At 44.8% G+C, this 19,014-nt stretch carries 22 protein-coding genes; 14 read left to right on the top strand and 8 right to left on the bottom strand.

Annotation, left to right across the window (positions count from 1 at the left end):
• Positions 1–43: 43 nt before the first annotated feature.
• Positions 44–1,234, top strand: a complete 1,191-nt coding sequence (locus ACZ43I_RS07150) for a DUF418 domain-containing protein (protein ID WP_344702599.1) — start codon at positions 44–46, stop codon at positions 1,232–1,234.
• A gap of 12 nt (positions 1,235–1,246) precedes the next feature.
• On the opposite strand, the gene ACZ43I_RS07145 is transcribed toward ACZ43I_RS07150, so the two are convergent.
• From ACZ43I_RS07145 to ACZ43I_RS07135, 3 genes are all read right to left on the bottom strand, one after another.
• On the bottom strand, positions 1,247–1,783 hold the full coding sequence (locus ACZ43I_RS07145; protein WP_344702601.1) for a DUF421 domain-containing protein: 537 nt from the start codon (positions 1,781–1,783) through the stop codon (positions 1,247–1,249).
• A 16-nt stretch (positions 1,784–1,799) separates the two neighbouring features.
• A complete protein-coding gene (locus tag ACZ43I_RS07140) occupies positions 1,800–2,849 on the bottom strand; it encodes a C45 family autoproteolytic acyltransferase/hydolase (RefSeq protein ID WP_344702602.1) in 1,050 nt (349 codons plus the stop codon).
• Between the two features lie 62 nt (positions 2,850–2,911).
• Positions 2,912–3,493, bottom strand: coding sequence for a histidine phosphatase family protein (locus ACZ43I_RS07135; RefSeq protein ID WP_344702604.1), 582 nt, complete (start codon positions 3,491–3,493; stop codon positions 2,912–2,914).
• Between the two features lie 111 nt (positions 3,494–3,604).
• On the opposite strand from ACZ43I_RS07135, the gene ACZ43I_RS07130 reads away from it, so the two are divergent.
• The 3 genes from ACZ43I_RS07130 to ACZ43I_RS07120 are packed head-to-tail and all read left to right on the top strand — an operon-like array spanning position 3,605 to position 5,757.
• Positions 3,605–4,318, top strand: a complete 714-nt coding sequence (locus tag ACZ43I_RS07130; RefSeq protein WP_344702606.1) for a metallophosphoesterase family protein — start codon at positions 3,605–3,607, stop codon at positions 4,316–4,318.
• 8 nt (positions 4,319–4,326) lie between these two features.
• Positions 4,327–4,821 carry a GNAT family N-acetyltransferase gene (locus ACZ43I_RS07125; RefSeq protein WP_344702608.1) on the top strand — a complete coding sequence of 165 codons (495 nt, stop codon included), beginning with the start codon at positions 4,327–4,329 and terminating at the stop codon, positions 4,819–4,821.
• Between the two features lie 15 nt (positions 4,822–4,836).
• Positions 4,837–5,757 carry an alpha/beta hydrolase gene (locus tag ACZ43I_RS07120; protein WP_344702610.1) on the top strand — a complete coding sequence of 307 codons (921 nt, stop codon included), beginning with the start codon at positions 4,837–4,839 and terminating at the stop codon, positions 5,755–5,757.
• Between the two features lie 14 nt (positions 5,758–5,771).
• Here the strand turns inward: ACZ43I_RS07120 and ACZ43I_RS07115 are convergent, their stop codons facing one another.
• Positions 5,772–5,981 carry a hypothetical protein gene (locus ACZ43I_RS07115; RefSeq protein ID WP_344702612.1) on the bottom strand — a complete coding sequence of 70 codons (210 nt, stop codon included), beginning with the start codon at positions 5,979–5,981 and terminating at the stop codon, positions 5,772–5,774.
• Positions 5,982–6,072: 91 nt separating this feature from the next.
• Here ACZ43I_RS07115 and ACZ43I_RS07110 point away from each other — a divergent pair, with 91 nt between their 5' ends.
• Entirely contained in the window at positions 6,073–6,699 is a 627-nt protein-coding gene (locus ACZ43I_RS07110; protein WP_344702614.1) for a GNAT family N-acetyltransferase, read from the top strand.
• A gap of 52 nt (positions 6,700–6,751) precedes the next feature.
• Here the strand turns inward: ACZ43I_RS07110 and ACZ43I_RS07105 are convergent, their stop codons facing one another.
• The 3 genes from ACZ43I_RS07105 to ACZ43I_RS07095 all read right to left on the bottom strand — a co-directional run bounded on the left by ACZ43I_RS07105 (position 6,752) and on the right by ACZ43I_RS07095 (position 8,906).
• Positions 6,752–7,408: a potassium channel family protein gene (locus ACZ43I_RS07105; RefSeq protein WP_344702616.1), complete on the bottom strand. Its 657-nt coding sequence runs from the start codon at positions 7,406–7,408 to the stop codon at positions 6,752–6,754.
• A gap of 198 nt (positions 7,409–7,606) precedes the next feature.
• Complete coding sequence (gene rpsD, locus ACZ43I_RS07100; RefSeq protein ID WP_344702618.1) at positions 7,607–8,209, bottom strand: 30S ribosomal protein S4; 603 nt, start codon at positions 8,207–8,209, stop codon at positions 7,607–7,609.
• Between the two features lie 226 nt (positions 8,210–8,435).
• Complete coding sequence (locus ACZ43I_RS07095) at positions 8,436–8,906, bottom strand: GAF domain-containing protein (RefSeq protein ID WP_344702619.1); 471 nt, start codon at positions 8,904–8,906, stop codon at positions 8,436–8,438.
• Positions 8,907–9,011: 105 nt separating this feature from the next.
• On the opposite strand from ACZ43I_RS07095, the gene ACZ43I_RS07090 reads away from it, so the two are divergent.
• The 4 genes from ACZ43I_RS07090 (at position 9,012) to ACZ43I_RS07075 (ending at position 13,857) form a co-directional block, all read left to right on the top strand.
• A complete protein-coding gene (locus tag ACZ43I_RS07090) occupies positions 9,012–10,706 on the top strand; it encodes a septation ring formation regulator EzrA (protein ID WP_344702621.1) in 1,695 nt (564 codons plus the stop codon).
• Positions 10,707–10,772: 66 nt separating this feature from the next.
• Positions 10,773–11,888, top strand: a complete 1,116-nt coding sequence (locus ACZ43I_RS07085) for a cysteine desulfurase family protein (protein WP_344702814.1) — start codon at positions 10,773–10,775, stop codon at positions 11,886–11,888.
• Positions 11,885–13,084 carry a tRNA uracil 4-sulfurtransferase ThiI gene (thiI, locus tag ACZ43I_RS07080; protein ID WP_344702623.1) on the top strand — a complete coding sequence of 400 codons (1,200 nt, stop codon included), beginning with the start codon at positions 11,885–11,887 and terminating at the stop codon, positions 13,082–13,084. Before ACZ43I_RS07085 ends, thiI begins: the two co-directional genes overlap by 4 nt.
• Before the next feature lie 5 nt (positions 13,085–13,089).
• Entirely contained in the window at positions 13,090–13,857 is a 768-nt protein-coding gene (locus ACZ43I_RS07075; protein ID WP_344702625.1) for a TSUP family transporter, read from the top strand.
• 21 nt (positions 13,858–13,878) lie between these two features.
• Here ACZ43I_RS07075 and ACZ43I_RS07070 read toward each other — a convergent pair whose 3' ends face one another.
• Positions 13,879–14,724 (bottom strand): NAD kinase, encoded by an 846-nt coding sequence (locus ACZ43I_RS07070; protein WP_464761367.1) that lies wholly within the window; start codon positions 14,722–14,724, stop codon positions 13,879–13,881.
• A gap of 38 nt (positions 14,725–14,762) precedes the next feature.
• Between ACZ43I_RS07070 and sppA the strand changes: the two genes are divergently transcribed.
• Genes sppA through ACZ43I_RS07045 form a run of 5 tightly spaced genes read left to right on the top strand, consistent with a single transcriptional unit; the run spans position 14,763 to position 19,000 of the window.
• Positions 14,763–15,761, top strand: a complete 999-nt coding sequence (gene sppA / locus ACZ43I_RS07065; RefSeq protein WP_344702629.1) for a signal peptide peptidase SppA — start codon at positions 14,763–14,765, stop codon at positions 15,759–15,761.
• Positions 15,762–15,772: 11 nt separating this feature from the next.
• A complete protein-coding gene (locus tag ACZ43I_RS07060; RefSeq protein WP_344702631.1) occupies positions 15,773–16,303 on the top strand; it encodes an RDD family protein in 531 nt (176 codons plus the stop codon).
• Between the two features lie 36 nt (positions 16,304–16,339).
• Positions 16,340–16,837 carry a thiol peroxidase gene (gene tpx, locus ACZ43I_RS07055; protein ID WP_344702633.1) on the top strand — a complete coding sequence of 166 codons (498 nt, stop codon included), beginning with the start codon at positions 16,340–16,342 and terminating at the stop codon, positions 16,835–16,837.
• Positions 16,838–16,895: 58 nt separating this feature from the next.
• Complete coding sequence (locus ACZ43I_RS07050; protein WP_344702635.1) at positions 16,896–17,792, top strand: class I SAM-dependent methyltransferase; 897 nt, start codon at positions 16,896–16,898, stop codon at positions 17,790–17,792.
• A 17-nt stretch (positions 17,793–17,809) separates the two neighbouring features.
• Positions 17,810–19,000, top strand: coding sequence for an acetate kinase (locus tag ACZ43I_RS07045; RefSeq protein WP_344702637.1), 1,191 nt, complete (start codon positions 17,810–17,812; stop codon positions 18,998–19,000).
• Positions 19,001–19,014 lie beyond the last annotated feature (14 nt).

The following is a 19,014-nucleotide window of genomic DNA, read 5'->3' as shown; positions in this document are numbered from 1 at the left end:
TGTGGTATGATTGGGTAAATCATTTTAGTTTTGGAGGAATGTCATGAAGCGGGAATATCTGCCGGTTGGATCATCTGACAGAGTCCATGAAATTGATGCGATACGCGGGTTTGCACTGCTTGGGATCTTGATGATGAACATAATGAGTTTTGCCGGCCCTCAGATGGAGAATCAGCTGACATTTGATACAAGTGAGATATACACAGGTTCCAATTCGATCATCATACTGCTGATAAACATATTCGTCACGGCCAATTTCTATACGATGTTCTCCTTCCTATTCGGGCTTGGCTTCTACATCTTTTTATCAAGAGCTGAAAATAGGACACATCAGGTGAACAGGCTATTCGTAAGGCGCATGTCGATACTGCTGATCATCGGCCTGCTCCACGCCATTTTCATCTGGTATGGCGATATCCTGACCGTCTACGCTGTGACTGGCATCATACTACTTCTCTTTTACCGCCTGAATCCTCGCTTTAATCTATTTATTTCGACTATGATACTATTGCTGGGTTCAGTGTTCGTAATATTGATGACGATGCTTGCTCTATCCTTGCCGGACATCAGTGCAGAAGCGACGGGCAGCTCCGCCTACGGCATTGACATGATCGGCGCAGCGAAGGGATCCTACTGGGACATCGTTTCCCTGAATCTATCTATATTAGCTCTCATGTCAGTCAATAATATAGCGATGACACCACTTATCCTGGCAATATTTCTCCTCGGGCTGTATGCTGGACAAAAAGCTTACCACACAAGGCTGGGGTCACTCAAAAAGGAGTTGTGGAGAATTGCAGCAATCAGCATCGGAGTCGGACTCCCTGTCAAAGTGGTCACAGGATATACCATGACGTACGGCATGGGGTCTCCAACACTGTCCATCTTATCTATGCTCGCCTATACATTAGGCGGCCCTTTGATGTCACTTGGCTATATTGCGCTGTTGACTCTGATGTTCTTGAAAATCCAATCCTTCACCAAACTGCTGCAGCCTGTCGGACAGCTCGCACTGACCAACTACATCATGCAAAGCGTATTGATGATCACATTGTTTTTTGGCTTCGGCCTGTTCAATGAAATTGGAGCAGTATGGTTTCCCCTGATTGTTGCAGCAACTTTTGCAATTCAGGTCATGGCGAGCCACTTTTGGGTGCGACACTTCAGATATGGACCACTCGAATGGATATGGCGCATGTCAACCTATGGGAAAATTCTGCCCATAAAAAAATAAGACCAGCTGGTCTTATTTTTTTACGTCCTCGAAAAGAAGCGTCATATCTGAGTTTTCCTTATCATGATTCTGTCCTATGACCGAGATGCTGCCATCAGTCTCAAGAATGACAGCCAGTACATCAGACATATCATTTTTTCCGTCTGCCCGGACGGCTTGCCTGATTTCTCTTTCCAGAATGCGCTCCTTGGCCATATTATTTTCAAGAAACTGGTCTTTGAAGTAGAGCAGGATAGGCTGTGATTTCACCAGGTTACTGAAAAAGAGACTTTTTACAGATAGTTTGGTGAATATATACTGCATGACGACCAGAACAAGGAAAGCGGTCACCCCCTGCATCAATGTGATGTCCTTGGTGGTGATGATGCTCGCGAGGATTGAACCGAGGGCTACTGTCACTACAAAGTCGAAAGCGTTCATTTTAGTCAAAGTGCGTTTACCACTGATCCGGAGGATGATGACGAGTGAAAGGTAGGCCATGATGCCTACAATCACGGTCCTCAGGATGACATCGAAACCGCTGAATATCAGGTTATCGAATTCAAGCATTGAATCTCCCTCCATTCTATTTTATAGGTTTCAGCCGCCAATCGGCAGTGGTGAAGGGGAGTTCAGTAGCGAGCTGTCCTGTGATGGTCTGTTGGCCGATCGCTTCACCGGCAAGCCAACCGGAAAAGTCGAAATCGTACATATCACCTGAGCCGAGCTGGATTCCAGCCGTCAGGTTCTTTTTATCGTATCGGGTAGTGTGGATGGTCCCCGCCCAACTTCTGTAGTTGTCGACGAAGAGACCTTCACCAGGTTGGGTGAAATAATCGAGCAATTCATCTTCAGAAGGGGAACGCAACTGCCTCAGAATATCCAGCCGTTCCTTTGAATCGACCAAATACCTCCTGTTTTCGTGCGCCAGTGCTTCATAATGGTTCGTGCAGATGTTTGCTTCACGAAATGCCATCCCGCGTGCAGAAGTTTCTGCGATGAATGAATTGTTTCCCTTATCCTGGATGACGTAGCTGAAGCCGCCTCTATGGGGGAGCGCTTCCAATAGATCTTTCGCATCTTGTGCTGTCCTGCAAAGTTCAAGTATGAACCGTCCAATGATGAAGCATGTAAATCCATCGAATGGCTGTTTTCTATTCATAAAATTATAGGCCATGATAAGACCGTGCTCATTCATGCCGTCCATTCTCCCGGTTATTCTTGATGCAGGGCCGATGTGCGAATAGCCATCATCAGGTTGGAAAAGTTTGTATATACCGTCATAAGTGTTCGGATGATAATCATAGTTCCTGATGAATGTATCATTATCCAAATAGACGCTGCACCCACTGTCTTTAGGGGAGATACGGTAATGGGCGAGATTTAGTAGGACCTCATGGTCGGTGATTTCGAGTGATTCCTGTAAACCCATCAATTCCTCCCAGATACGCGGTGCAAAATGCTGGTACAGAGCTTTTGTCTCCCTATAGTCCAAATTGAATTTTGGGCGTCTTTTGATCCATTCGTAATTTCTGTTCTGCATATAGTGGGTCTGTTTCAAAGATTCACCCTGCATTATACCGTAGCTGTAGTGATCGCCTCTATAAGCAAGGATGGTGGATTCGATGTTCTGCATGGTTTACAGCTCCTATGATGACCCGTTGGAAGGGCCGCAATATTTTAGCGTAAAGAAGATATCTATTCATGGGTGGATCCGGACACCGCCGTGGAAATATTATAGTCGATCACATGCCAATTGCCATTCACCTTTTGGATGATGCTTAAGCTGCAGTTATCCAATTTGGTTTGTGCCATATCAATTTCATCGCTATAGAGGGAGAGGATTGATTTGATTGTACGGGAATGGGCTGTAAGCAATACGTATTGTCCATCATATTCTTCTGAAATTATGTTCATTGCCTTTTCGACACGTGCGGAAAGCGATTCGAACGTTTCAATACCAGGTAGGTTACCATCTGGATACTTATCCATTATATTATCGATATGCATCCCTTCAAGATTGCCAAAATGTTGTTCCTTAAGTTCGTCCATTGTTGTGATCGGCAGCCCATGACTCTGGTTGATTATTTCTGCGGTTCGGAATGCCCGATTCAATGGACTCGAAACGATGGCGTCAAAAGGCTCGTCTTTAAGGTAGAGCGAAGCATCGATAGCCTGTCCTTCCCCTTCCTCATTGAGGGGAATGTCAGAAAACCCTTGTAGTTTCCTTAATCTATTGAAATCAGTCAGACCGTGTCTGACAAGTGAGATTTTAGTCATATTACACCTCTTAGTCATAATACATATATGATAACATGGGAGTGAGTGGTAGGTGGTATAAAGGGTTTTTGGTAACATAAAGGGCAAAAGGAGCGTAAGGGAGATGAACGCATGACCATGAAAATCGCCGTCATTTCCGATATACACGGGAACTACGAGGCGTTGGAGAAAGTAATCGAGGATATGGAACAGTTTAAGATAGACGAAGTTTATTGCTTAGGCGACGTAATCTCCCTTGGCCATCAGACTAATGAAGTGCTCAGTGTGCTGTCTGAAATGGAGAATTTGACTATGATTACGGGGAACCACGATGACGAAGTGATAAAAGCACTAAAAGGCATGAAATCCCGGGTGAATGGTCCTGAACATGAACATCATCTATGGGTTTCGCAACACATCGACCCTGGATATATCCACATGCTGGAAAACCTCCCTCTGACTACCGAAAAAAGGATGGACGGCCATAGAATATTGTTGACCCACTATCATCTGGATGGTTGCCGGTACCGATCAATCGAAGAATCTCCTTCACTTGATCTACTTGAGGAAATCTACGGACAGGAAGCATATAGCGTAGTGCTGTATGGACATGACCACATCATCCAGCACTTCAAGACTTCAGGGCCTGTAATGGTCAACCCAGGAGCACTCGGTGTAACAGAGACTCCCTTTGCACCTTATGCGATACTCGAATTGAAAGACGATGGCGCAATAAACACAATGTTTAGGAACGTCCCCTATGATCGTCGGAAGTTCATTGAAGGACTTAAGAATGAAAATCCACCGGCTTTGGATTTCATTATGGAATTCTTGCTAAAGGAATGAGGATGAAAATGGAGATAAGACCAGTTGAAATGAAGGACAGTGAAAACTTCTTAAACTTGATGATGTCCCTCGAGTACAATACTCAGGATGATCTATATGTCGAAAAGAAAATAAATCTCAGCAACACCGAAGATATATTATCTGATATGCTTCAAGATGGCAGAAGTCAAATTTTCCTGGCACTGGAAAACCAGGAGATGCAAGGGTATATCAGTATGAGAGGGAACCACAGCGAGACGACGAAACATCGTGCAGTCGTTTCTATGGGGGTACTTAAGTCGGAACAAAAGAACAGCATAGGCAGGAATCTATTGAATGCAGCCATCAGATGGGCAGAAGATATACAGATCCATAGGTTGGAAGCGGCAATTCGGGATGACCATGAAGAAATGATTGAATTGTACAAGATGCTTGGATTTCTTGAGGAAGGCGAGCGTGTAGATGCCGTGAATATAGACGGGATTTATAGAAATGAGAAATATTTATATAGACTGATCAACTGATAGGGAGGACGAACAATGAATCTTCAAAGTTTTTATATCGGGGGTAAGCATGCAGAAGTAACGATGATGCTTGGAGAGAGCGGCTTATATGAAAAGGAAGGTCGCCCAGCAGTCGTCATATGTCCAGGTGGCAGTTATATGTATGTATCGGATCGGGAGGCTGAGCCAATTGCCTATGAATTCCTTGCGAAAGGCTATCATGTATTCATATTGAGGTATTCGACGCTCGGTTCGGCGATGCGTAAAGAGGGCAATGCTGTAAACAGGGATGAACTTTATCAGATCGCGTCTTTGGTTGAAGCAGACGAAACCCTCGGTTCCGAGTTTCCAGGCCCGCTGGTTGAATTGGCGGAAACGATGACTTTCATCCGGGAAAATTGTCATGAATTCAATGTGAATCCCGATAAGATAGGGGTCATAGGCTTTTCAGCCGGGGGACATCTGGCTGCGAGCCTGGGTGTGCACTGGAATACTTCGTGGCTAAAAGAATTGACGGGCACTGAACCAAGATGGTACAAGCCGAACTTCCAAATTCTATCCTATCCGATACTGGATTTCATGATGAATAAATCTATAGCCGAAGAGCGTGGTATAGGCGATCCGAAATATATGACGACGGCATCCAGGATGATTTTCGGACCGCATGTGACAGATGAGCTCCTGGATAGGGCAACGTTAGCAAAAAACATCTCTAAGGATGTGCCCCCGACTTTCATCTGGCATACTGTTGCGGATCAATTGGTATTCGTACAGAATAGCCTTGATTTTGCTAAAGGACTTGAAGCGCATCAAATACCATGGGAACTCCATACGTTCAAATCGGGTGGACATGGTTTAAGCTTGGCCACAGAAATGACCGGCATTGAGGACGTAAGGGCTGCAAACTGGACAGGGTTGATGTTCAGCTGGCTTCAGGAGACGCTGAAAGAAAAATAAAGACGCTGAAATTTTCAGCGTCTTTTAACATAATCGATTTTGAATTGTGTAAACACTTCAGTATGATTTGGGTAAATGAACTGGATATACTTATGATCGTCTTCAGAAGTCATTTCCTTCAGTATATATTCAGTCTTATCAAACTGATTCATGCTGTCTTGTCCTACATAATCAAAATCCGTCCTGTTGTTCGTGCTGTCCTTAACCTTAACTAAGATTGCCATATGCACCAACTCCTCATCACTATATAACCCACTGTCGCTAGGGTTAAACCTAAATATTTAGCGCACAACATAAATCGTAAAGGATGGTTGGATGGATTTGAGGACGATACATCTCGGAGAATTACCGGCATTACTTGAACTGCAGGAAAAAGTATACAAAGGGCTCGAAAATAAAGAAGTGCTTCAAACGTTGACACGTGCTGAATTCAAAGCGATCATCCAACAAGGTTTCATCATAGGTGCATATGATGAAGGGAAGCTGGCCGGCACTAGGTCAATGTACATCCCGTCCCCTGACGAAGAAGAGCATCTGGCAGAGAACGCGGGGATAGACGACAGGGATTCGGTCATCTATTCCGAAATCAGTTTCATCAAATCCGCCGTAAGGGGGCAGGGCCTCCAGACTAGGATGGGGGAGCGTCTGCTTGAAAAAGTGCGGTCTGATGGTCGTTTTGAATACGTATTGACGACTGTCATGCCAAATAATATTCCGAGCCTGAAAGATAAATTCAAACTGGGTTTCAGAATTGTGGATACAGCGTATAAATACAACGGCAAAAAAAGGCATGTTATGCAGTTGGATCTCTCCGAAGGATATGAACCATCGGGGGCACCACGCTTCATTCACTATAAGGACACAGAATGGATGCTTTTAAATGGTGCAGATTATGCAGGGTGTGGTTTCGATGGAGAATATATAAAATATTATAGGAAATGAGTTTAAAAAAGGAGCGCTCTTGAAAGCGCTCCTTTTTATGGGGCCGGCCACACTATAATCCGGTTTTTTCAAAACGTGCTATATCATCATTCCGGCCGATTATAATCAGTATATCTCCTTCAAAGATCTTAGCATCGATGGGTGGAGAAATATTGAAACCATCATCCCTGTGTATGCCGACGATTATGCAGCCATATTTAGCGCGAAGATTCAAAGATGAGACCGTTTCACCATCGATTTTTGATGTGGCAACAATTTCGGCCATGCTGTATTTGTCGGAAAGCTCGATGAAATCGATCATTTTATCAGAGTTGATATGCCTGGCGATTTTTTTAGCCATATCGTGTGATGGCTGGATGACGCGATCGACTCCAATCCTTTTTAAAACTTTCGTATGATGGGAGTTTTGAGATTTTGTCCATACTTTTGGTACGCCGATATCCTTCAGAAGCAGGGAAGTGAGTATACTTGCTTCAAGATCATCGCCGAATGATACGAAAGCGTGGTCGACGTTCCTGACACCCAGGTCATTCAACAGACTCTCATCCATATTTCTAGTGCATACTGCGTATGTCGCAAGTTCAGAGAACTCCTTCACTTTGTCCTCATCCTTATCTACTGCAATCACTTCGATTCCCTGTTCATGAAATTCCTGTACGAGGGTACCTCCGAAGTGGCCGAGACCGAATACAGCAAATGACTTATTCATGCTTATCCCTCCAATCCACACAGTTAACTCTTATATCCATCGTTATACTACGCCTTAAACCGCAGGATGTAAAGTGCGGATTCAGCGCATGGTAATAAATGCAGGTAGTACTACGTTATTCACGGTTTTGGAACAAAGGGTAAAAATAAAACTCCCCATATTCTGCTTGAGAAATTGGGGAGTTTTGATGATAGCCTATTATCTGGAGTAGAACTCTACGATAAGCTGTTCATTGATATCAGCGGAAAGTTCAGAACGTTCCGGTTGACGTACGAAAGTACCTTCAAGTTTTTCTTCGTCGAAAGAAAGGTATTCCGGAACGAAGTTGTTGTACTCGATGGCTTCTTTAACGATATCGAGATTCTGTGATTTCTCACGAAGCCCGATCGTTTGGCCTGCTTTAAGTGTGTAGGATGGGATGTCCACACGCTTGCCATCAACAGTCACGTGACCGTGGTTGACAAGTTGACGTGCTTGGCGGCGCGTCCTTGCAAGGCCGAGTTGGTATACGACTGCATCCAGGCGGGAAGCCAGGAGAATCATGAAGTTTTCACCATGAACGCCTTTCATGTTTGCAGAGCGATCGAAGATCTTGCGGAACTGGCGTTCGTTGATGCCGTACATGAAACGGAGCTTCTGCTTTTCCTGAAGCTGCATTCCGTATTCGGAAAGTTTTACCCTTTGTGTAGGTCCATGATCACCAGGGGCGTATGGACGGCGTTCCAATTCTTTTCCTGTGCCTGTCAGGGAAATTCCAAGACGGCGGGACTTTTTCCAGATTGAACCTGTAAATCGAGCCATAATGACTCCTCCTTATTGTGTTTGTATATGCAAAAAACATCATAAGGGTGACGACCACTTACATGGGCATGCGGTTTTAAGTACCTTCGCCTTATAGCATCAGTTACGCAGCACACCAACAAGGGAACCACATGCTGACATGTAATGATCATCCGCTACTTAATCCGTTCATTTACACAATGACTGATTATACATGTAGAGTTAAGGTTTGTCAACGTGGATGTAATTATATATACTGTTTCAGTACTTCCACAAAATTGCTGAGGCCGGCCCTGTCTTCTTCTTTGAAGCGGTCGAAGGAAGGCGAGTCAACGTCGAGCACACCGATTGGCCTTTCATCAATATATATTGGAACTACAATTTCTGAACGGCTTGCCGAATCACAGGCAATATGCCCAGGGAACTGTGTTACATCATCGACTATGAAGATATCGTTACCACGGAGTGCAAGGCCGCATACTCCTTTGCCGTTCCCGATCCGGACGCATGCAGGAAGCCCCTGGAACGGACCGAGGACCAGTTCATCCGCTGCCTCGTCATAAAGGTAGAAGCCAACCCAATTGATGTCTTCGAGAAACACATTGAGAAGACTGGCAGCATTTGACAGATTGGCGATTCTATCGCTTTCATCTTCAATGAGACTTTTCAGCATCTGATTGAGCTGAGTGTAATCTTTAATCTGTGTTTTTGTAAACAATGAAATCACCCTATCTTATATCAATATTAGTGAATTATACATTTTAATGTTTTTTCTTTCAATTTTTTAAGCTATAATCTAATTATATACTTAGGAGGTAAATGTATGTGGGTCTATGTTTTAATTATTGTTATTCTGGCCGTCGTCATCGCGATCGGTGCGCTGTTATACATGCGCAATGTCAGAAAAGAAGATATCAAAGCACAGCAGGCGAAGCTTGAAGGAGTGCGCAACCTGCCATTTCAGGATGAGCTTGTTAAAGTTAAAGACTACAACCTTCACGGCGAAGCGCAGACCCTCTACAAAAAATGGCAGGCTGGATGGCAGGATGTGCTGAAGACCGACTTGGCGTTTGTAGACACTCAACTTTCTGAGGCAGAACAGGACGCAGAAAAATTCCGCTTCAACGATAGCCGTGAAAAGAGTGACTCTGCGAAAAAGAAGATAGAAGAAGCAGAGGCTGGGTACACGACGCTCACTTCGGAGATCGGAAACTTCTTTGAATCGAATGATATCGGGGAAAGGAAATTCAAAGAAGCTGAAAGGATCTATCGCGAAGCAAAACGTGACGTACTGGCGAACGGCCATCAGTTTGGAGATAGTCAGCCTTCCCTTGAAAAGCTGATCGAAACTTATGAACCTGAACTGAAATCCTATGAGAATCACGTCAACGAGGGGAATTATATTACAGCCAATAAAGAAATTGACGAAGTACACGAAGAGCTCAGCATCCTAAAAAAGAGCATGGATGAAATTCCGGTGATGATCAAGGAAGTTCAGAAGGATCTGCCGCAACAGTTCCAGGAAGTCCGCTTCGGCTGCAGGGATCTCAAGGCGGAAGGATATGACCTGGAACACATAAAGGTGGAAGGGAAGCTGTCGACGCTAAAAGGCAAGCTCAATCTCGTCGAGCCCCTGATATCCCGGTTGGACCTGGATGAAGCGAAGGATATATTGGATGGCATCAATGCTGAACTGGATGACATGCTCGAGCTGGTTGAACATGAAGTCAAATCAAAAACCAAAGTCGATCACGAAAAGGACATCATCACAGACGATCTCTTCCATGCAAAAGATTTGAACTACACATTAAGGACTGAAATCGATTATTTGAAAGAGTACTTCCATATCAATGAAACGGATATGCATAGAGTCCAGAAGTTCGAGCATGAGATTGAAAATATGATTGATGTATACGACGACATCATCTCGGAGACTTCCAAATCCATGGCACGTTTTAGTGAGGTACTGGATAATCTCGAATACATCAAACAGAACATCGGTTCAATCAATGAAGAACAGAACCAGATCCAGCAATATCTCATAAACCTCAGGGAAGATGAGACGGAAGCAAGGGAGAATGCCCTTCTGATCCAAGATCGCAAAGAAGAGATCCACCGGGAACTCTTCGGTTCCAATCTGACAAGTGTTCCGGAAAAATTCCTTGTAATGAAGAATGAATTGGATATTGAAGTTCAGGAAATCCATAAATATTTCAAACGCCGTCCTCTGAATGTCCAGTACATTAAAGATAAGGTCAATAGGGCAGTCATATTGATGAATAAATATGAACAGGAATCCTATGAAGTGCTTCAAAATGCCCGTTTGACCGAGGTTATGGTACAATACGGCAACCGCTACAGGAAAGATGACCCGGATTTCAGTCAGATGCTGAGTGAAGCGGAGCGCCTATTCCGGGAGAACAGGTACAAGCGTGCATTGGATATCGCACGGAATGCACTCGAGAAAGTGGAACCGGGTGCGGCACAACGTATCGAAAAAGAATTTGATGAGCATTAGAATACAGATGACTTGGGATTTATTTCCCGAGTCTCTTTTATGTAGGGGGAGAAATTTGTGGTCTATATGGATAATGCTGCAACGACAAAACCGTACAAGTCTGTCATGGAGACTTATATGAATACTGGTGATGACTATTACTTCAATACCGCCAGCATCCATACGAAAGGCCGTGAAGCGGCGCGGCTATTGGAAGCTGCACGTGCCCAAGTGAAGGGACTGATTGGTCTTGAGGAGTATGACTGTATATTCACCTCAGGTGCGACTGAAAGCAACAACCTTGCCATCCAAGGCATCATTGAAAAAAAGAAAAGGTCTGGCACAACGATACTTGTCAGCGAGATTGAGCATCCAAGCATCATGAATACCCTCGAAGCGATGAAGGAAGAAGTCAGGGTCAAATACATTCGGACCACTGCTGGAGGTATGATAGACCTTGCCCATCTGGAGGAGCTGATTGATGAGGACGTGATTTTTGTAACCATCATGGCCGTCAATAATATAATAGGGAGTGTGCAACCCATACAGGAGGTGGCCAGGCTGCTCGAAGGCCACCCTAAAGCACATTTCCATGTGGATGCCACCCAGGCAGTAGGGAAGATTCAAATGGATTACCGAGGGGTGGACTCAATCAGCTTCAGTAGTCATAAATTCCACGGTATAAAAGGGATCGGCGCCTTACTCTCCAGAGATGGAGGGAAATTATCCCCGATCATTTACGGCGGGGGCCATGAATACGGCAAAAGGAGCGGAACCGTGAACCTTCCTGGAGCAGTTGCGATGGCCAGGGCCATGCGCATATCCGGGGAGGCCATGAAAGAGAATACGGCGCGGCTAAGCCGCTATAATGAACAGGTTCAGGATAAGGTCAGAAATCTTAAATCAATCCATATCCACCCTGGGGGAGTGCCGCACATCTTGAACATTTCTTTTATCGGGGCGCAAGGGGAAGTTGTCGTCAACGCTCTCGGAAAACGCGGCATCATGGTGTCCACGACGAGTGCATGCGCGTCTAAGTTGAGGAAATTGAATGAAACCTTATCGGCAATCGGATCCAGTAAAGAGAAGATAGAAGGCAGCATCCGGATTTCCTTCGGCAATATGACTGCTCAAGCGGAGGTCGACCAGCTGTGTGATGCTTTAGGAGCTGTATATGAAGAAATAAAGGAGGTCCTGGAATGAACTACGATTATATATTGGTCCGTTACGGAGAAATCACGTTAAAGACAAAGAACAGGAAAATGTTCTTGAATGCACTTGAGAGAAGTATTGAAAGGGCCATGGAAGGATATGATGTGGCAATAGATGTGCAAAGAGACCGCGCATATATCCAAATAAAGGATGAGTCACATGAGTTGGTCATGGACGCTCTGGAAAACATAAATGGTATATTGAGTTTTTCCCCAGTCGTCAAAATTGGAACGGATGAAGAGAGCATGCTCAAAACTGCGATTGCTCTTGGGAAGAAGTTCAAGCACGGAGAAACATTTAAAGTTGAAGTAAAACGCGTGGATAAGACGTATCATTTGAACACTTACGATATACAGCTCCTGCTTGGTGGATATATCTTGGAAAATATCGAGGGGATAAGTGTCGACGTCAAGCATCCAGATCATCAACTCAATGTGGAAGTGCGGCCCGAGGCCATTTATATGTACTATGAAGTAAGGCAAGGCGTGGGTGGACTTCCTGCAGGCACTGGAGGGAAAAGCCTCCTCATGTTGTCTGGGGGCATCGATTCCCCTGTTGCTGGATTGGAAGTCATGAAAAAAGGAGTGGAAATTGAAGCAATTCATTTCCACTCCCCACCTTATACAAGCCCTGAAGCAACAAACAAGGTGAAAAAACTCGTGGAAATCATGTCCCGGCGCACCGGCACCGATATAAAACTCCACATAGTACCTTTTACAAAGTTGCAGACTACGATATATGAGTGGATTCCCGACAATTTCAGTATGACGACCACACGGCGCATCATGCTTACGATTGCTGAGGAGCTGGCACGTACCGTCAATGCCCAGGCGGTCATCAACGGCGAGAACCTGGGACAAGTCGCTTCGCAGACACTCCAGAGTATGCATGCCATCAATGCGGTTACCAGTTTCCCGGTTCTGCGTCCGCTTCTGACTCTGGATAAGAACGAAATCGTTGAGAAGGCACGTGCATACGGCACTTATGAGACGTCCATCCTGCCTTATGAAGATTGCTGTACGATATTCAAGCCGAAAGCTCCTAAGACAAGGCCCTCCCTTGAGAAGGTTGAGAAATTCGAATCGAAAGTCGACTTCCGTCCGCTTATTGCAGAAGCGCTTGAAAACGTCGAATGCTTATCTGCTGACGAAGCAGAAGAAAAAGAAGCATTTGCCGGGCTCCTGTAGAAGATATGGCAGAAGTTGATGTATCAGTCATACTGCTTATCATCGTCCTTGGTTTTCTGGCAGCATTCATCGATGCAGTAGTGGGCGGTGGCGGGCTTATCGCCATCCCCGCACTGCTTGCTACAGGCATCAGTCCAGCGACGGCCCTAGGCACCAATAAGCTTGCCTCCTCTTTCGGATCTCTGACCAGTTCCCTGAGGTTCTTAAGGGCACGTCATGTGGACTTTAAGATGGTCATGAAACTGTCCCCGATCAGTTTCATCTTTTCAATTTTAGGGGCACTTACAGCTGTATATACGCCCGGAGAGGTATTGAAACCACTCGTTCTGGCCATGCTGTTCATCGTCCTCATCTATACCCTGTTGAAGAAGGATTGGGGAGAGGTTGAACGTCATGCGGTCTTTACGCCCAGAAAAATAATCCTGCTCATCATTTTTGTAGTGTTGATCGGTTTCTATGACGGCTTCATGGGAGGAGGCACAGGGTCGTTCCTGATGTTTTTGATGCTGTTTACCGGGTTTGACTTTTTAAGGTCGGCCGGCAATGCAAAAGTGTTGAACTTCGCAAGTAACATCGGCGCCCTCATCCTATTTATCGTGATGGGGGAGGTCAATTATACTTATGGTCTGATCATGGGGGCAAGCATGATCCTCGGTTCGTATGCCGGTGCCCATATGGCCATCACTAAAGGCTCTGGGTACGTAAAGGGGTTGTTCATCATAGTGACTGCTGTGCTGATAATCAAAAACTTGTATGATTTTCTCCAAGCCTAAACACAAAGAAACTTCCTCTGATCAGAGGAAGTTTCTTTGTGTTTTGTGCCAGAAAGTATTATCTTTCAGCTTCAACGTCTGAATATGTTTTTTGCTGAGCCTCAATTCAACCTTTTCAGTGTTTTGAACACTTATCGCTTCATTATCAAGCGACATGACAGGGTAGTAGTCGGTATTCTTGTCGATCAGTAGAGTGAGTGGCCGCTGTCTGTTGAGCAGGAAACTCGTTCCCAGAGTCCGATACGTATTATTGTTTACACTGCCGAGTTCGGTGACCTGCATCGATTCAATGAGCGGATCAACCACAGCCCCTCCTACTGATTTGTTGTAGCCTGTCGATCCAGTAGGAGTGGAGACCAAGATGCCATCACCATTAAAGTGTTCAAAGAAGAAGTCACTGATATAAATATCCATCTTCAACGTCTTTACAATGCTCGAGCGCAACGTGAATTCATTCAGGCAATAGCTCGGGCTATTATCGTTTACCTTAACTTCTATTGTGGGATATCTTCTGACATCCATATCATCTTTTTGGAACGCTTCTTCAAGCGCTTGGATGTCCTGGTAATGAAAATCGACATAGAAATGTCTGTTGCTGTCTGCGGCGATTCCGAGATAGACGCAGTCATCCCGGAAATTACTCCGGCGCACAGCTTGTAGGAAGGCGCCGTCACCGCCGATGGAAGCAATGATGTCTGCTTCCTTGTCAGATTCCACGGTCCGAATATCGAGGCGATCGAACAGTTTTGACAAATCTTGCTTTATTTTTTTAGTCTCATCTCCGTGCGGGGCAAAGAAATATATCGTCTTATAGTTGATCAAAGGTTTCACTCCCAGTGGTTGTTTATTATGACTATATGGTATCATAATAGAAGTATACAGCATATTCGGAAAGGAATGTTAAAATGAAACGGATAGTCGCGGTTGTAGTGGCATTGGCCTTGTTTTTCTTTGGTGTAATGGCTTCATTATTCAATGTTTTATGGGCCAGTGACTGGCAGGACACCATCAATGAATACACTAGCAGTGAATTCCCGCCGTCCTTCGTCGTTGAAGAAGGCAACACTAGCAATAAGATTGCCATATTGAACATAGAAGGCACCATTATGGATACGGGTTCACAAGGCGTGTTCAGTTCAGAAGCATATAATCATGAATTGACGATAGAAGCTTTAAAGGAAATCATCAGCAGTGACGATATAAAAGGCATACTACTCAATGTCAATTCACCAGGCGGAGGAGTCTATGAGAGCGCAGAGATACATAAGTATCTGATGGAAGCCAAAGAAGCCGGCAAAACAATCTACAGTTCAATGGGCGGCATGGCAGCTTCTGGTGGCTATTACGTCTCGGCCCCCGCCGATAAGATTTTTGCTTCCGATGAAACGCTCACCGGTTCGATTGGTGTAATCATGCAGAGCATCAATTACAGTCAGCTTGCAGAGGATTATGGAGTAGAGTTTGAAACGTATGCCAGCGGAGATATGAAGGAAATGCTCAGCGGCCATAGAGACCCGAGCAAAGAAGAGCAGGAATACGTACAAAACATGGTCGACAGCATGTACCAGGATTTCGTTGATGTAGTGGCTGAAGGACGGGGCATGGACCAGAAAAGAGTTAAGGAATTGGCCGATGGCCGGATTTATCTTGGCGAAGACGCAATGGATAATGGCCTCGTAGATGAGATGGGTTATCTTGAAGATGCGATGGCATCAATGAAGGAGAGCATTGGAGGAAACCCTCAAATCATCGAATACGGTCAGGGTCAAGGCAATCGACTCTTGCTTAACTATGGAGCTGCCAGTCTGATGGATCGCCTGATGGGGAAAACTGAAATTGCACAGATTGAATCTCTATTAAAAAACAGGCAGGGCATAGAACCTATGTACCTGTATGAGAAGTAGGGGGTATGGATGTGGAACAGATTGTCAGGGATGATTACAGAGAGACGGACACATTGGACGACAAACTGGATTACATGGCCACGGCACATTTTTTCACAAGATTCATCAGTTACCTGATTGATATCATAGTGCTGTGGTCAGTTTCCCAAATGATCATATACCCGATTTTAAACGTGTTTGACATTAGAGACTTCCAAATATGGATTCCGCTGTTCAGTGCAGAAAACATTTTAAACGCAACTATCTATTTCACCTATTTCATTCTTATGACATACTACTTCAGGCAAACGCTCGGCAAAATGATTACAGGCATCAGTGTGGTCTCGGAATTCGGAGAACGCCTCTCATTTGGCCAAGTCATATTCAGAGAACTGATTGGCCGCTATATCAGCAACCAGTTGTTCTATCTCCCATACTTGATTGTACTGTTCACAAAGGATAGAATCGGACTGCACGACTACTTCGCAAATACGCACGTAGTCAAGAACAGCTACCAAGATTATAAAAATATGATTAAAGCACGTTATTTCAGGGAAATATAATAGCATAAGCAATCTACCTAGGAGGATGATTCATCAATGGTTAACGTTACTTTTAAAGGCAATCCAATGACATTGCGCGGTGAGCAGGTAAAGGTTGGAGACCAGGCGCCTGACTTTACCGTACTGAATACAGACCTTGAACAAGTCAGTCTCAATGATTTTAAAGGCAAGAAAAAACTGATCAGTGTAATACCATCGATAGACACTGGTGTGTGCAGCACCCAGACCAAAACATTCAACGAGCAGGCAACAAGCGTCGACAATGCTGCCGTCATCACCATTTCGAATGACCTTCCTTTTGCACAGAAAAGATGGACAGCTGATGAGGGATTGGAAAATGCAGTTACATTGAGTGACCATAGAGATTTATCATTCGGTGAAAATTACGGCGTGGTGATGGAGGAGTTGAGACTTCTTGCACGTAGCGTCTTCGTGCTTGATGAGAACGACAAGATTCAATACGTCGAATATGTTCCCGAAGGAACAGACCACCCTGATTACGACAAAGCGATTGAAGCATTAAAAGCATTGTAATATAATGTAGAAAGCATTTGGACTGCCGATGGCAGTCCATATTTTATTGGGGGATAATATGGAACAGACAAAAATGGAAAAAACATACCATGGGTTGATTCAGGAGACAGACCGCCTGATAGAGAAAGACGAAGCGCTCTCAAGGCTTGAAGCATTGAGCGAAGCGCTTTTGACGGTTGAAGCGGAAGGCAGTATGGACGAGAAGAGGAAAGCATTCCAATTCGCTTATCTGCAACAGGCACAGAAGGAACCTGTTCAACCGAATCATCAGATGACACCAGACAGTCTCGGCTATTTGATATCTCATCTGATACAGCTGTTTAATGACGATTCCATCCGCCTCCTGGACGCCGGTAGTGGAACCGGTCATCTATCAATGACAATGAAGGAACGCATGCCTGAAATTGAATTGAATGGGATAGAAGTTGATCCAGTCCTCGCCCAGCTCAATGCAAATCTATGTGAATTCCTGAAGGTACCAATGAATATCTATCCTCAAGACATCATAGAACCTTCTAGGGCAGGAGAAGTGGATGCAGCAGTCGGTGACCTTCCGGTAGGACATTATCCTCTTAAAGTAGAGGGCTTTACAACAGCTTTTGAAGAAGGTCGGAGCTACGCGCACCTATTGATGCTTGAAAGTGCCATGGCCTATGTGAAAGATGATGGAATTGGAGCATTCATTGTCCCTTCGGATATGCTTGAGAATGATAATGAAACCATCAAGAAGTATCTATCAGAAGAAGCGACATTGTTGATGTTCCTGCATTTGCCGAAAACAATCTTCAAGACTGAGAAGCAACGGAAATCCATCATGGTCATCAAAAAGAAATTCTCTCCACTAAAAAACAACGAAGTGCTGATAGGCGAAGTGCCGGACTTTAAGAATGCCACACAGTTTAAAAACTTTTTGCAGCAGACCGAGTCATGGTATGATAGCTATGTTGGGAATTAAAGAATCAGGAGGGCGTTATGTCAAAGATTATAGCTATTAACGCAGGCAGCTCATCATTTAAATTCCAATTGTTTGAAATGCCTGAAGAAAAAGAGATAGCCAAAGGCCTTGTCGAGAGAATCGGCATGGACAACGGTATATTTTCCATCACAGTGGATGGACACAAAGACACACTGAACCAAAATTTCAGGGACCATGAAGAAGCCGTTCACCTCATGTTGAAGAAACTAGTTGAATATAATGTGCTTAAGGATATAAATGATATAGATGCCAGTGGGCACCGTGTCGTCCATGGTGGCGAAGTTTTCGATGACTCGATTCTGATAGATGATAAAGTCGTTCAAGAGATCCAGGATCTGAGTGAGTTGGCACCGTTGCATAACCCAGCGAACTTGATGGGAATCAACGCGTTCAGGGAACTTCTGCCAGACGTGCCACACGTTGCTGTCTTCGATACATCTTTCCACCAGACCATGCCAGAAAGTTCCTATTTATACAGCTTGCCCTATCACTATTATAAAGATTACGGCATCCGTAAATACGGCTTTCATGGTACAAGCCACAAATATGTAACCAAGCGGGCAAGTGAACTCTTGGACAGACCGCTTGATGAGTTGAGGATAATCAGCTGCCACTTAGGAAATGGTGCCAGCATAGCGGCTGTGAAAGGCGGCGAGTCGATCGATACGTCAATGGGATTCACTCCATTGGCAGGCGTCACCATGGGTACACGCTCAGGTAATATAGATCCGGCGCTCATTCCTTATATAATGGAAAAGACGGGCAAGTCCGCCGCAGAAGTACTCAATGTCTTGAATAAGGAATCAGGTCTACTTGGTGTGAGCGGGTTCTCAAGCGACCTGCGTGATATCGAGAATGAAGCTCAAAAAGGCAATAAGAGGGCAGTCTTGGCACTCGAAGTGTTCGGTGAGAGAATCCACAAATATATGGGCTCCTACGCCACACGCATGGGCGGCCTCGATGCGATCATATTTACAGCAGGCGTTGGAGAAAACTCCGACATTGTGCGTGCAAAAGTACTGGAGAACCTTGAATTCATGGGTGTCTATTTTGATCCGACCATGAATGATGTCCGTGGGGAAGAGAAGTTCCTCAACCACCCATATTCTCCTGTAAAAATAATCGTCATTCCAACAGATGAAGAAGTGATGATTGCACGGGATGTAGCTAGAGTTACGGGCGTATAGAGAAAAGGCTCCTG

The sequence above is a fragment of the Salinicoccus jeotgali genome (assembly GCF_055379195.1).
Note: the sequence above shows the minus strand (reverse complement) of the source record. Positions and strands in the feature narration are given on the sequence as shown.

Excerpts from the sequence above, each read along its gene's own strand:
- ACZ43I_RS07120 (WP_344702610.1), top strand. The coding sequence starts at position 4,837 with ATGAATCTTCAAAGTTTTTATATCGGGGGTAAGCATGCAGAAGTAACG.
- ACZ43I_RS07090 (WP_344702621.1), top strand. The coding sequence starts at position 9,012 with ATGTGGGTCTATGTTTTAATTATTGTTATTCTGGCCGTCGTCATCGCG.
- ACZ43I_RS07045 (WP_344702637.1), top strand. The coding sequence starts at position 17,810 with ATGTCAAAGATTATAGCTATTAACGCAGGCAGCTCATCATTTAAATTC.
- rpsD (WP_344702618.1), bottom strand. The coding sequence starts at position 8,209 with ATGGCTCGATTTACAGGTTCAATCTGGAAAAAGTCCCGCCGTCTTGGA.
- ACZ43I_RS07140 (WP_344702602.1), bottom strand. The coding sequence starts at position 2,849 with ATGCAGAACATCGAATCCACCATCCTTGCTTATAGAGGCGATCACTAC.
- ACZ43I_RS07150 (WP_344702599.1), top strand. The coding sequence starts at position 44 with ATGAAGCGGGAATATCTGCCGGTTGGATCATCTGACAGAGTCCATGAA.
- ACZ43I_RS07075 (WP_344702625.1), top strand. The coding sequence starts at position 13,090 with ATGGCAGAAGTTGATGTATCAGTCATACTGCTTATCATCGTCCTTGGT.
- ACZ43I_RS07085 (WP_344702814.1), top strand. The coding sequence starts at position 10,773 with ATGGATAATGCTGCAACGACAAAACCGTACAAGTCTGTCATGGAGACT.
- ACZ43I_RS07115 (WP_344702612.1), bottom strand. The coding sequence starts at position 5,981 with ATGGCAATCTTAGTTAAGGTTAAGGACAGCACGAACAACAGGACGGAT.
- ACZ43I_RS07050 (WP_344702635.1), top strand. The coding sequence starts at position 16,896 with ATGGAACAGACAAAAATGGAAAAAACATACCATGGGTTGATTCAGGAG.
- ACZ43I_RS07135 (WP_344702604.1), bottom strand. The coding sequence starts at position 3,493 with ATGACTAAAATCTCACTTGTCAGACACGGTCTGACTGATTTCAATAGA.
- ACZ43I_RS07105 (WP_344702616.1), bottom strand. The coding sequence starts at position 7,408 with ATGAATAAGTCATTTGCTGTATTCGGTCTCGGCCACTTCGGAGGTACC.
- thiI (WP_344702623.1), top strand. The coding sequence starts at position 11,885 with ATGAACTACGATTATATATTGGTCCGTTACGGAGAAATCACGTTAAAG.
- ACZ43I_RS07125 (WP_344702608.1), top strand. The coding sequence starts at position 4,327 with ATGGAGATAAGACCAGTTGAAATGAAGGACAGTGAAAACTTCTTAAAC.
- sppA (WP_344702629.1), top strand. The coding sequence starts at position 14,763 with ATGAAACGGATAGTCGCGGTTGTAGTGGCATTGGCCTTGTTTTTCTTT.
- tpx (WP_344702633.1), top strand. The coding sequence starts at position 16,340 with ATGGTTAACGTTACTTTTAAAGGCAATCCAATGACATTGCGCGGTGAG.
- ACZ43I_RS07070 (WP_464761367.1), bottom strand. The coding sequence starts at position 14,724 with ATGATACCATATAGTCATAATAAACAACCACTGGGAGTGAAACCTTTG.
- ACZ43I_RS07130 (WP_344702606.1), top strand. The coding sequence starts at position 3,605 with ATGACCATGAAAATCGCCGTCATTTCCGATATACACGGGAACTACGAG.
- ACZ43I_RS07110 (WP_344702614.1), top strand. The coding sequence starts at position 6,073 with ATGGATTTGAGGACGATACATCTCGGAGAATTACCGGCATTACTTGAA.
- ACZ43I_RS07145 (WP_344702601.1), bottom strand. The coding sequence starts at position 1,783 with ATGCTTGAATTCGATAACCTGATATTCAGCGGTTTCGATGTCATCCTG.